Consider the following 13254-nt stretch of genomic DNA (forward strand, 5'->3'; position numbering starts at 1 on the left):
TATCAACGATAGAAGAATATTATATATTCTGTGATTACATGCAGATAGGATCGTTACGTAATGTCCATTTATGGCTATTTTCAACGTTTGATCCCACTGCATTAGCGTGTTTTTTTATTGAGGTGCCGTCGATACCAACGCTCAAACGCGGCGGCTGGCATTGGTTTGGCAAACAAAAAACCCTGACGCTCGTTGACGCCATTTTTGGTTAAAAACGCATCCTCTTTCGCGCTTTCAACACCTTCGGCGATGACCTGCAGGTTGAGTGCCTGTGCGACCGCAACAATGGCACGTACCAGCGACTGCGAAACAGGTTGTTTGTGTACATCCCTGACAAAGGTTTGATCCAGTTTAATTGCATCAAGTGGGAACCGGGCTAGTTGAGACAGTGACGAATAACCGGTACCAAAATCATCCAAATGGATTTGCGCCCCCATCTGGCTAAACTGCTGAATGACGGACAGTGCCAACTGCTCATTTTCAATTAAACTGCTTTCCGTTAACTCGACATCGATGGGACAATATTCAAAGTCGAGTTCATGAAGCACCTGCTTGAGATCGGTAAATAGCGTCTGATCGGCGAGCTGCCGGGCAGAAACGTTTACCGCCACACGCAGATTGATTCCCTTTGCGCGCCATTTTGCTATCTGACGCACAACGTCCAGAATAACCCAGCGACCCAGAGGAACGATAAGCCCTGATTCTTCGGCGTAGGAGATAAATTCCAGTGGTGGAATGAGGCCTCGTTCCGGAGACTGCCAGCGAACCAGCGCCTCCAGGCTGCGCACTTCGCCTCGCCAGGTTATCTTTGGCTGATAATGGATAACCAGTTGATCGTTTTCCAGCGCCTTGCGCAGATTAGTATCCAGCCACAGATATTCAAATACCCGCTGATTCATTTCCGGAGAGAAAACACAAAACTGTCCACGGCCACCTTCTTTTGCGGTGTACATGGCCGTATCGGCGTTACGAATGACGCTCTCGCAGTCCTGACCATGTTGTGGGGCGAGGGAAATACCAATAGAGCATCCGGTATAGATTTCAATCAGGCCGATGCGAAAAGGTTGACGCAGGCGTGTCAGAATACGCGACGCGGTGGCTTCCAGTGAACCCTGGGATGTTTCGGTGGCAAGGACAATAAACTCATCGCCGCCAAACCGTGCCAGTAACTGGTTTTCGCTAAGGCAACTGAGTATTGCCAGCGATACGCTTTGCAATAGCTGATCGCCAAACATATGCCCGTAGGCATCGTTTACCTTTTTGAAGTTATCCAGATCGAGGTACACAATCCCGACCTGCGTATCGCCCGCGTTCTCAATCGCATTGCTGATCAGATTATGAATAGCGTTGCGATTGGGTAATCCAGTGATCGAGTCAGTATTCGCCAACACCCGCAAACGCTCCTGGGCGCGGCGTTCTTCAGTGATATCGGTCCCGGAACAGATCAGAAATATTTCGTTCTTGCCGCTACCGTTATGCACAAATTTATTACGAAATAAAAACAGACGCTGTCCTTTGCAGGTCTTCACCCAGCGTTCAACTTCATATGAGTTACCTTCGCGAAAAAAGACCTCGATATTGCGTCGTGACGCGGCAGCTTCACGTCGACTCATAAATAATGTGAATACACTTTGGCCAATGACTTCACGTTCTTTGAGTCCGGTATACTCTTCGCACAGTCGATTAAACCGCTGAATGTTGCCCATGCGATCAAGAATGACAATGACTGAATTGGCTTCAGAAACCACCTGTTCGGCAAAAGAGAGGCCATGAGCCAGGTCACGGGCGACGGAAGGGGTGTCATCCCAGGCGGATGCGCTACCGGCCCATTCACGCTTATTGATTTTTCGGCCGACCAGATGTACGGGAATGTTGTCATCTTCAATCGGTAACGTCATTAATAAACTTGACGTAATTACCGTCATCTCGCGAATGCGTTCGGCTTGTTCCGGGGATAATTCGATGGTCTGATCGGCCTCTGACGTTTCTTCGACAGAGAAATGCAGGATGTTGCAATCCTCTGACAAACGCCAGTAAGGGTTATTAGTGCCAACATAGCTATACAACGTAATCAGCTCCCGGACGTCTTTCATGATGTGTACTATCCCGTTTAAAGCGCATAGAGCCTCAAAAGTATGGGTAGCCATGATTCATTCAGGGTGATTATGGCTGAACGTATTGTTTTTTTTATATATTTATGTGTAATCCAGAATCCGTAAAAAGCAAAGCCAACGGAGCTGAAAAATAGTAAATAAATTTTTTGACTGGATGAAAGAAGTGTAGTGCGCGGTTGAAATTTGGGAGGTAAAAAGAAAACGACCTTTCAAAAATGAGAAAGGTCGCTTGATTTATGCGTGTTACGCGGCTGGACGCGCGATAACGCTGCGGGTTTCCATCCGTACTTCAGCGATAGTTACGTCAATCACATCCGTGACTTTGTAAACAACTTCACCTTTAATTTGCACGGTGCCGCTTTCCTGGCTGCATACCAGTTCATCACGAACGGCGTGCAGGAAGGGAGCCGGAATAAAGGCAACAGCGCCATTATCAACTAAACGCACGCGCATGCCACCGCGGCTGACGTCAATGATCTCGGCCGCAAAGCGGGTGTCGGTACCGGCTTTATCACTCAGGAAACGGGCGTAAAGCCAGTCACCCACGTCACGCTCAGCCATCCGGTTCAGGCGACGACGTTCTGCCATTTGCACGGTGGTATCATCCTGAGGTCGGGCGATGGTTTCGCCTTTGATGACAGCCTTAAGCAGACGGTGGTTGATCATATCGCCATACTTACGGATTGGGGAAGTCCAGGTGGCATATGCCTCCAGACCCAGCCCAAAGTGTGGACCTGGCTCAATACTTATTTCAGCGTAAGACTGGAAGCGGCGAATTCGGCTGTCGAGGAAGCCTGATGGCTGAGCATCCAGTTCGCGGCGCAGTTTGCAGAAACCTTCCAGAGTCAGGACTTCTTCGGCATCGGCGTGCATACCGTGGGTTTTCAGCAGCGCGGCCAGAGCGTCGGCGTTGGCCGGGTCGAATCCCATATGGACGTTATAAATACCGAAGCCCAGCTTGTCGCGAAGCACACGGGCGGCGCAAATATTTGCCGCAATCATGGATTCTTCCACGATACGGTTTGCGATGCGACGTGGTTCAGCGACGATGTCCAGTACTTCACCTTTTTCACCGAGAACGAAACGGTAATCCGGGCGATCTTTAAAGACCAGCGCGTGGTTATGACGCCACTCTCCTCGGCTCAGACAAATACGATGCAGCAGACGGATCTGTTCCGCAATCGCGTCGTTTTCTGGTTGCCACTCGCCTGTACCTTCCAGCCAGTCGGAAACATTGTCATAGGCCAGCTTCGCTTTTGACTCAATTGTCGCAGCGAAAAAGGTGATGTTGTCTTCAATCGCGCCATCGGCGGTAATGCTCATACGACAAGCTAAAACCGGGCGCACTTCGTTCGCGCGCAGAGAGCAGAGATCGTCAGACAATTCACGTGGCAACATCGGGATATTGAACCCCGGTAAATAATTGGTGAACGCGCGAATTTTTGCCGTTTTATCCAGCTTACTGCCTTCTGCAATCCAGGCTGTTGGGTCGGCAATGGCGACGGTTAATTGTAGCGTGCCGTCAGCTTGTTCTTCAGCATACAGCGCATCGTCCATATCTTCGGTGCTGGCGCTGTCGATGGTGACGAAATTAAGGGCGGTTAAATCTTCACGAACCAGGCCTTCGTCCAGCATTTCGGTTGCTACGCCGTCCGGTGCTTCTTTTTCCAGATTATGGCGTGCCAGTGTGACCCACCACGGGACAAAGTGGTCATCAGCAAAAGTGATAAATTGGGTTAACTCGGCGTAGAAGGTGCGATCGCCTTTCAGCGGGTGACGGCGCATTTCTGCAACTGCCCAGTCGCCTTCTTTAAATTCATGTTCAACGCCACGGGTGGCACGACAAGGAATAGCATCTTTCAGTAACGGATGATCCGGCACGATGGACAGACGATCATTTTTGCCCTGAACTTTACCCACGAAGCGCGTCAGGAAGGGTTCGATCAGTTCTTCCGGCTCTGCAGACTCACGATCTTTTTCTGTATGGATAACCGCAACAATGCGGTCGCCATGCATCACTTTTTTCATCTGCGGCGGTGGAATGAAATAGCTTTTTTGTGCATCGACTTCCAGGAAGCCAAAGCCTTTTTCCGTGGCTTTTACCACCCCTTCAGCACGTGGCGTCTGGGAATGTAGTTGCTGTTTAAGCTGCGCTAGCAGCGGGTTGTCCTGAAGCATAATTGTCTATTTTCGTGGCTAAAAGAGCGGCTGACAGTTTTACGCGATTCTGCCAGTGGCAGCAAGCGCTCTTTCAGTAAGTGGATCGGTTAATCAGTGTCGCCCAGCGCGATTTTCAAGCGATTCAACCATCCGCACAATCCACTCCAAGCTAGCAGGTTGATAGCCTGCTCTGAAGAGATTCCCTGATCGAACAAAGACGTTAACAGTGCGGTGCTAAAGCGGTCGGGCGCCCGGGTCAGCCATTGTACCGCCTGTAGGGTGACGCACTCAACCGGATGTCGTTGTTCCCAACGTTGTAATTCACGTTCATCCAGGCGAAGCAGGGCGATAACGTCGACTAATTCATTTGCTGTATGCGCCTGCTCGTTAAAGCAGGCCACGCTGCCGTTAATTCGTGACGTCACCAGCGCTGCCAGTGAAAATTCCTGTACTGATACAGCGCTGCGCCGGACAGCGGAAATCAGCGTCGTGAGTAAATCTAAAATGACCGGTGAATGTATCAATAATGGCACCAACGCTTGCAGTTCATCGGGATATCCTCTGGCAGAGTTCTCAGCATGGGGGGGATATTTTTCGATCGGGAATGGTGCAGCATGCCAGGTTGTCTTTGTGGCGTTAAATAACGAAGCGTGAGCAAATTGCTGAATATCCAGCCCCGGTATTCGGCGTACCGGATGACCAGACCAGGCCTGAAACAGGGCCACGGTTCGGGCCTGAAAACCGACGAAGCCGATGATTTGATTCATCAGAATATTATCGCTGGTGGTCAGTCCGACCGCTTCCAGATGCTGACGGTCGCGTTCGCCTATCACGACAGGAGAGCTGGCAAGTTGGCGAGCATATTGGGTGATTTGTGCCAGTCGATGGTTACTTTCCCGCGAGGAGTCCGGACCGGGAAGCGGTGTTAAACGCGCGGCATAGTGATTACACAATCGCTGCACACCATACACTTGAGCGACGGTCAGGGCTGTACTCATACGTTCATAGGCACTGAACGTATGCATCTGATTCAGGTTTACATGAGCCGGGAAGAGCGTCTGGGCAAGTCTACGGGCAGGGGTTAACCAGGATTGAAAGGGCGAAAGAACGTCATCAGGTAATGCCAGATCCAGTAAAAAACTGTCGTCGACATGAGCGGCTTCCGGGACCAGCGGCAGAACATCATGCGGATACGTGCTGGATTGCGTCTCATGATACCAGTGGCTTTTGCCTTCAATTCGGCGTTGTTCCATGGGCGTTCCTTGGTCTAAAAGTGGCGACCCGGACTTGTCGTCATACTACTACGCCGGATCGTTTGCGCTGCAATATCCTGACGTAAGCAAATGAGGGGATGAAAGATTGTTACGTGATAATAAATATCAGAAAGGCATATGTGGTGGCTGAGGGGAGTGTCATGGGCGGTGCAAGACCGCCCATCGAGGTCTTAGGATTATTTAAGTTCCAGCTCGTTCATTGCGGCGATGCTGAAGCCACCGTCAACGTGTACGACTTCACCAGAGATACCGGCAGAGAGATCGGAGCACAGAAATGCTGCGGAGTTACCCACATCTTCAATGGTAACGGTGCGGCGAATCGGTGTAACCGCTTCACAGTGCGCCAGCATTTTACGGAAATCTTTAATGCCAGAAGCGGCGAGTGTACGGATTGGACCCGCGGAAATGGCATTCACACGCACGCCTTCAGGTCCCATCGCATTAGCCATATAACGGACGTTCGCTTCCAGGGAGGCTTTCGCCAGGCCCATGACGTTATAGTTAGGGATTGCACGCTCTGCGCCCAGATAGGACAACGTCAGTAGCGCAGAGCCAGGGTTTAGCATGGAACGACATGCTTTTGCCATCGCTACAAAGCTGTAAGCGCTAATGTCATGCGCAATTTTAAATCCTTCGCGGGTAACTGCGTTCACATAATCGCCATCCAGCTGGTCAGCAGGTGCGAAGCCGATTGAGTGTACGAAACCGTCGAATTTCTTCCAGGTTTTGCTCAGTTCAGCAAACATGGCGTCAATGCTGGCATCTTCAGCCACATCACACTGCAAAACAATGTTGGAGCCTAATTGCGCTGCAAATTCTTCCACACGACCTTTCAGCTTGTCGTTCTGGTAGGTGAACGCCAGTTCAGCACCTTCGCGATGCATCGCCTGAGCGATTCCCCATGCGATAGACAATTTACTGGCAAGGCCTGTCACCAGAATACGCTTACCTGATAAAAAACCCATGGCTTTAATCCTTTTTGTTAACACTTATCTTTTACCAATCAATGAATTATGATTGACGCGTTAAGCTCACTCGAAATTGGTCTGAAATTATATCCCACGCCTTTTCCCTGAGGAATGGTTATCAACCTCACGTGACCTGTCACTTCATTGCATGTGGGGAGTATATCATTCCCCTCCGGTTATGCTTCGTTCAGGCATTTAACGTCGGTGAATCAGAGAAAATGCAAGGTTTCAAAGGCATTGAAATGGTATTATTTCATTGCTAGCTGATGTTAATAAACATAGCAAGGTAGGAACTTTCTTAAAACAAAAAATATGACAATATTCAGCTTGTTATGATATATTGTTTTTATCGATCAATATCGACACATTGATCGATATTATTGATTGATTGTGATTAGAAGTGCATTATCATGACGTTATGATCAATTGGAGTGGTCTTATGCACTATCATTTCATCGCGGAAACGATGAGAGACACAACAGATAAATTACTGGGCGTAGAGATCAACGCCCGGTTTACTTCAGATACGGTTCAACCGTTGCATCCAGATTTCATCATTTCAGCGTGGGATAGCGAACAAAAGCGTAATTTCATGCTCGAGCAAATTCGATTAATTGCCGAAAAGCGTGACTGGTTTGAGCGCAACAGCCTTATTTGTACCCTGAAACTCATTGACGAAATGGCGCTGTTGGCGATTGGTGATCCAGCCATCAAGTCGGCCTTACAGGCACTACCATTTATTGCGCTGGAACTTTCAGAACGTTTTCTGACGAATACCGTGTGCCTGAATAGTCTGTTGATTAATTCACTTCGCGACGGCCCAAACGCATTGTGGTTAGGCGATCTTGGCTCCGGCAGCGTAGGGGCCAGCCCGCTGGTTTGCGGTCATTTTGACGTTGTTAAACTGGATCGCGGTTTCTTCCTGGAACAGGTAGAAAAACCGATGTTCCCGGTGCTGATCAAAAATATCAGGGAATATTGCGACCGTGTTGTAGTGAAGGGAGTCGAAACAGCACAACTTGTCGACGAGGCCAGTGCTGCAGGTGTCTGGGCAATGCAGGGTGCCCTTTACCCGTCAGTCACGTTTACCGAAGTTGATACGCTGCTCTTACCTACGTTGTGTCACTGATGGCAGAATGCCCCCCGGTTGAGGGGGCAGTCGTTTGTTAGCGATCTTTCCGCCAGGCGTCGGCGGTAAGCGCTTCGCCGAAATGACCTGCAATCAGGCGACGGGTAAGTTCATGCAACGGGGAGGCCAGAACGTCCGCTGTACTGCCGCGCTCAACAACTTCGCCCTGATGCATGACTAATACCTGGTCGCTGATGTGCTTCATCATGCCAATATGCTGAGTCACATAGATATATGAAATCCCCTGTTTTTCCTGTAATTCCAGCATCAGATTGATGAGCTGCGAACGCATCGACATGTCCAGAGAAGCCAGGGCTTCGTCGGCGATAATGACTTTGGGTCGTAAAATGAGCGCACGGGCAAGGCCCAGACGCTGTTTTTGCCCCGGCGCTAACATATGCGGGTAATAGCTTACGTGATCCGGCAGCAGTCCGACCATGCGCATGGTCTCCACGATCTGTTTACGACGCTGCTCAGGCTCGAGGTCGGTATTCAGACGTAGTGGAAAATCGAGGATCTGTGAGATACGTTGCCGAGGATTAAGCGATGTTGACGGATCCTGGAAAATCATACGGATCCGCTGACTACGAAATGAATAATCACCATATTTTAACGGATGATCGTCAATCAGCAGCTCACCGCTGGTAGGTTCAATCATACCCGCCAACATTTTTGCCAGCGTAGATTTCCCTGAACCGTTTTCACCAATGACGGCGAGCGTCTGACGTTCGCGCAGGGTGAAACTCAGGGGCTTGACGGCCTCAACGGTCTGGCGGCGAAATAAACCTGTCCGGTAGCGAAAGGTTTTGCTCAGATTACGAACTTCGAGCAGGGTTTCTACCATCTCACTCTCTCTCCATGTTCAGCGGGAAATGACAGGCGTAGAGATGATTCTTTGCTCCGGTCAGTCTTGGGGTTTCAATACATTCGCGTTGTGCATAAGGGCAGCGCGGCCCCAGACGACAGCCGATGGGTAATTGTTCCAGCAATGGAATTGCTCCTGGCATGGTATTCAGGCGGCTTTTGTGCGGCATTGCGCTACCAAAATCAGGAATAGCGCGAATCAACGCTTGAGTATAAGGATGATGCGGAATGGTCACCAAATCTTTACTTGGCGCGGTTTCCACCGTTTGTCCGCAGTACATCACGTTGATTTTGTCAGCCCACTGGCTGAGCATTTGCAGGTCATGGCTTATCAACAAAATGGTGGTATTGCTGTTTTGATTCAAACGGGTTAGCAGACGGAAAATTTGCGCCTGGGTGGTTGGCTCCATCGCGTTCGTCGGTTCATCGGCAATCAGCAAACGCGGCTGATTCGCCAATGCGATAGCGATCATGACCTTCTGGCATTCGCCGTCGGTTAGCTCATATGGGAAGCTGCGCATGGCATCTTTATGGTCTTTTATCCCGACGCGGTGTAAGAGTTCAATCGCACGGCGTTTGCGCCAGCCGATGCGCTGCCACCAGCGGCCCTTGTAAGTCCAGGCAGGAATATTTTGCATTAGCTGCCGTCCGATCCGCTCAGACGGATCGAGACATGACTGTGGCTCCTGAAAGATCATAGAGACGTTATGACCGACCAGTTTGCGTCGTTCACGCGCGGAAAGGCGTAGCAGATCGATATCATCAAAACGCATACGGTCTGCGGTTACGCGCCAGTTATCTTTAGCGACGCCGCAAATGGCCTTAGCGATCAGACTTTTGCCGGAACCAGACTCGCCGACCAGTCCGCGGATTTCACCCTCGTTGAGGGTCATGCTGACGCGATCAACTGCCTTAACCCAGTCGTCACCGGTTCTGAATTCTATCGTCAGGTTGCGGATATCCAGTAATGGCATTATTCCACCCCCGCAATAATTGCGCGGCGCACGCCGTCACCCAGTAGGTTAACCAGCAGCACGCTTATCATAATTGCTGCGCCTGGCAGCATGACCGTCCACGGTGCGACATAAATCAGCTCCAGCGCGTCGCCGAGCATGGCCCCCCATTCCGGGGATGGCAGCTGTGCGCCAAGGTCGAGAAAACCCAGCGCGGCGATATCCAGAATCGCCATCGACAGTGCGCGGGTGATTTCAGTAATCAGACCGGCGGTAATATTGGGCAGAACGGCAAACCACAGAATATTCAGTGTGGTTGCACCATCCAGGCGAGCGGCAATGACGTATTCTTTCTCCAGCTCGTCATGCACCATGCTGTAAACGGAGCGCACCATGCGCGGTAGCAAAGCCAGCCAGACGGCAAACATTGCGTGTGTCAGATGCGGTCCGGCAAAGGCCACCACAATAATCGCCAGCAGCAGAGAAGGGATTGACAGCAGGGTGTCCAGAATGTGGTTCAGCACAGCGGAGCGCAAGCCGTGCGTCGCACCGGCAACTACGCCCAATACAAGGCCACACAGTGTGGCGGCAAGAGTGACGACAAACGCGCCTCCAACGGTCGGGGCCGCGCCGCTGAGCAGACGACTTAAAACGTCTCGTCCCAGATCGTCAGTTCCGAGGAAGAAAGAGACTTCGCCATAGCGTGACCATGACGGTGGTAAAAGCTGATAGCCGAGAAATTGCTGATCGATGCCATAAGGGGCAAACCAACCACCAAAAATACACAAAACAGCCAATCCCGCGCAGCCATACAGGCCGATCATCGCAGTTGCATCACCATAGAAATTGCGCCATGCGGTGCGCAACGTACCTGGCGGGCGTTTTTCGCTATAGACGCTATCGTAAGGCATACCATTCCTTATGTTTCAGAGGGTTAGCCATAGCACCCAAAATATCAGAGATAACGTTGACGATGATAACCAGTGAGCCAATCACCATAACGCCCGCTGAAATCGCCGCGTAATCCTGCTGGCGAATCGCGTTAATCAACCAACGACCAAGACCAGGCCAGCTAAAGACCATCTCGGTGATCATCGCCAGCGTCAGCATGGTGGAAAACTGTAAGCCCAGACGCGGGATCACCGGCGGGAGGGCGTTGTGCAGAACGTGACGGCGCAGAATCGTTAAGCGTGACAAACCGCGTGTGGCTGCCGCTTTGACGTAGTTCTGATCAAAGACCTCAATAGTGCTGATACGCATCAGGCGGATGACTTCGGTGGTGGGCGCAACGGAGAGCGTTAGCACCGGGAGCACCATATGACGGATAGCGCTGACCAGCATTTCATCGCGCCAGGGTGAGTCGGAGATCCACGCATCAATAATGGCAAAACCGGTAACGGGTTTCACCTCGTAGAGAAGATCAAAACGCCCGGAAACGGGTAACCAGCCGAGGGTCAGTGAGAAGAGCAATGTCAGCAGCAGAGCCAGCCAAAAAACGGGGATAGAAAACCCCATCAGAGCCAATGCGCTGATGCAACGATCCTGCCATTTGTTGCGCGTGATGCCTGCCAGCATCCCAACGGGGATCCCGACCATTAGTGCAAAACCAAAGGCAAGAATGCACAGTTCCATTGTGGCCGGGAACACCTCTTTCAGCTGTTCTGAGATCAACTGACCGTTGATACTGGATACGCCGAAATCCCAGTGAATGAGACCATTGAACCAGAATACCCAGGCGTTCCACAACGATGCGCCCTGTAACGGCGCATGAGGTGTGAAGTAGCTCAGGCTGAATCCAATAAAGGTCAGAAAGAACAGGGTGACCAGCAGCAACAAAAATCGACGTAGGGTGAAGATAATCATGGTTTTTTCACCTCATCTTTCTTTTCCCGGGACACCCCGGCAAAAGAGGAATTGCCGAACGGACTGAGCACCAGCCCTTTGATGTCGTAGCGGTAAGCCTGTAGACGCAGTGAAGAGGCCAGCGGCAGGATCGGTAACTCTTGCGCTAGAATATTTTGCGCTTCGTCATAGGCATCTATTCGCGATGAAAGCTGCTGCGAAGAGAGGGCTTTGCGCAGAATGCTGTCAAACTGCGGATTACACCAGTGGGCAAAGTTGGTCTGCGAATTGATGGCGGCACAGCTGAGCAACGGCCGGAAAAAACTGTCAGGATCGTTACTGTCCGTCGCCCAGCCGGATAACGTCAGATCATGGTTCATATCCATTAATCTTGCCTCCTGAAAACGGCCTTCTACCGGGATGATCTTCACTTTCACACCCACCTGAGCCATATCTGCCTGAATCAGCTCTGCGGTTTTCAGCGGACTGGGGTTCCAGGCCTGAGAGCTGGTAGGAACCCAAAGTTGTAACGTCAGATTCTCCAGCCCCAGCGCTTTTAGCTGCTCGCGCGATTTTGCCGGGTTGTACTCTGTAATTTTAGCTTCGTTATCATAAGCCCACGAGGCGCGAGGCAAAATAGATGCCGCGGTTTCTGCCGTCCCGTAGTAGATAGACTGCATTAACCGTTGGTTGTTGATCGCTAGCGCCAGCGCATGCCGCACGGCAGGGTTATTCAACGGCGGTTTATTAGTGTTGAACGCCAGATAGGCAATGTTCATCCCCGGGCGCAGCGTCAGACGCAGGCGAGGGTCATCACGCAATATGCTGAGCTGGCTGGCGGCAGGCCAGGCTAAAACGTCACATTCGCCGGTCAGTAACTTTGATAACCGTCCGGTTCCGCCAGAACCGAGGTCCACTACCACCTGCGGCATCAGAGGAGTACCACGCCAGAATTTTTCATGCCGCTGCAACCGAATATATTGGCCGGCACGATTCTCCGAAAGTTGGTACGGTCCTGTGCCGACAGGTTGTCTGTCGAGCAGTTCCTGACGATCCTGTTTTGCCAGGTTAGCCGCATATTCCGCCGACATTACGGAGGCATAGTGTGTGGCAAGATGCCACATAAAGGAGGCATCAGGTTGAGTTAAGCGGAATTCAACGGTGTTGTTGTCCAGTTTGCGCACACTTTGGACGTTATCGGCGAACTGCAGGCTGTCGAAGTAGGGGAAATTGCTGCCGTTCACATTGTGCCATGGATGGTGGCGATCAAAGATGCGCTCGAAGGTAAACACCACATCGTCTGCATTCAGTTTGCGGGTGGGAGTGAACCAGGCGGTCTTTTGAAACTGTACGTCACGACGCAGATGGAAGCGGTAGGTTGCGCCGTTATCCAGCACCTCCCAGCTTTCAGCCAGCTCAGGCACCAGTCGATAGGTGTAGGGATCTACATCAAGCAGTCGGTCATACAATTGGGCCGCTAACGTGTCGACGATGAGACCACTGCTCGTTTTTTGCGGGTTGAACGTATTGACCTGCCCGCTGACGCAATAGACAAACCCACTGTCACGGATATCAGCGTGCGAAGCTTGCTCAGGCGCAGCAGCAGCCTGACCACTCAGAAATCCAGCCATCACGATCAGAGATGATAAAACCAGGCGCATAATTTTAATGGATTATATAAAGAGGCTATCTTACTAATACTTAATGACATTTGCCATTACCGTTTGTTTTTGGGAGCAACAGGTTCGATAAGCGCGAGTTCAACACCGCGTCATGGTCAAAATTCATACCTGCTATCCACTTTGAATCTACTCTGTTAACTATCTTAGCATTTTCATGCCCCATCTGACTTGCTATAAACGCGGTGCAGGATGTGGACAGTTGGCGTAATTTGTTACGGTTTCCTCGCTGTGACAAAATGCGTAAGCGATTACAATGCGTTAGTGTACG

General features: G+C 51.0%; 10 protein-coding genes. 1 reads left to right on the forward strand and 9 read right to left on the reverse strand.

What is annotated here, in order from left to right; all coding sequences use genetic code 11:
- Nucleotides 1-101: 101 nt before the first annotated feature.
- The 4 genes from pdeR to fabI all read right to left on the reverse strand — a co-directional run bounded on the left by pdeR (nucleotide 102) and on the right by fabI (nucleotide 6513).
- Nucleotides 102-2093 carry a cyclic di-GMP phosphodiesterase gene (pdeR, locus tag OGX66_RS22345; RefSeq protein WP_003840724.1) on the reverse strand — a complete coding sequence of 664 codons (1992 nt, stop codon included), beginning with the start codon at nucleotides 2091-2093 and terminating at the stop codon, nucleotides 102-104.
- A 264-nt stretch (nucleotides 2094-2357) separates the two neighbouring features.
- Nucleotides 2358-4292, reverse strand: coding sequence for an exoribonuclease II (locus OGX66_RS22350; protein ID WP_270921843.1), 1935 nt, complete (start codon nucleotides 4290-4292; stop codon nucleotides 2358-2360).
- 89 nt (nucleotides 4293-4381) lie between these two features.
- Nucleotides 4382-5527, reverse strand: coding sequence for a carboxymuconolactone decarboxylase family protein (locus OGX66_RS22355; protein ID WP_239043060.1), 1146 nt, complete (start codon nucleotides 5525-5527; stop codon nucleotides 4382-4384).
- A gap of 197 nt (nucleotides 5528-5724) precedes the next feature.
- The gene (gene fabI, locus OGX66_RS22360; RefSeq protein WP_171862823.1) at nucleotides 5725-6513 is read right to left on the reverse strand and encodes an enoyl-ACP reductase FabI; all 789 of its coding nucleotides are present in this window, start codon (nucleotides 6511-6513) and stop codon (nucleotides 5725-5727) included.
- A gap of 442 nt (nucleotides 6514-6955) precedes the next feature.
- Here fabI and OGX66_RS22365 point away from each other — a divergent pair, with 442 nt between their 5' ends.
- Nucleotides 6956-7645, forward strand: coding sequence for an EAL domain-containing protein (locus OGX66_RS22365; RefSeq protein ID WP_016150328.1), 690 nt, complete (start codon nucleotides 6956-6958; stop codon nucleotides 7643-7645).
- 37 nt (nucleotides 7646-7682) lie between these two features.
- Here the strand turns inward: OGX66_RS22365 and sapF are convergent, their stop codons facing one another.
- From sapF to sapA, 5 genes are read right to left on the reverse strand one after another with little or no spacing between them, the layout of a single operon-like run.
- The gene (gene sapF / locus OGX66_RS22370) at nucleotides 7683-8489 is read right to left on the reverse strand and encodes a peptide ABC transporter ATP-binding protein SapF (RefSeq protein ID WP_003020558.1); all 807 of its coding nucleotides are present in this window, start codon (nucleotides 8487-8489) and stop codon (nucleotides 7683-7685) included.
- Between the two features lies 1 nt (nucleotide 8490).
- On the reverse strand, nucleotides 8491-9483 hold the full coding sequence (gene sapD / locus OGX66_RS22375; RefSeq protein ID WP_003020556.1) for a peptide ABC transporter ATP-binding protein SapD: 993 nt from the start codon (nucleotides 9481-9483) through the stop codon (nucleotides 8491-8493).
- Nucleotides 9483-10373 (reverse strand): peptide ABC transporter permease SapC, encoded by an 891-nt coding sequence (gene sapC, locus OGX66_RS22380; protein ID WP_003020550.1) that lies wholly within the window; start codon nucleotides 10371-10373, stop codon nucleotides 9483-9485. Before sapC ends, sapD begins: the two co-directional genes overlap by 1 nt.
- Entirely contained in the window at nucleotides 10360-11325 is a 966-nt protein-coding gene (gene sapB / locus OGX66_RS22385; RefSeq protein ID WP_003020545.1) for a peptide ABC transporter permease SapB, read from the reverse strand. Before sapB ends, sapC begins: the two co-directional genes overlap by 14 nt.
- Nucleotides 11322-12965, reverse strand: coding sequence for an ABC transporter substrate-binding protein SapA (gene sapA / locus OGX66_RS22390; protein ID WP_003840735.1), 1644 nt, complete (start codon nucleotides 12963-12965; stop codon nucleotides 11322-11324). Before sapA ends, sapB begins: the two co-directional genes overlap by 4 nt.
- Nucleotides 12966-13254 lie beyond the last annotated feature (289 nt).

The sequence above is a fragment of the Citrobacter sp. Cf072 genome (genome assembly GCF_030334485.1).
Classification (GTDB): Bacteria; Pseudomonadota; Gammaproteobacteria; order Enterobacterales; family Enterobacteriaceae; genus Citrobacter; species Citrobacter freundii.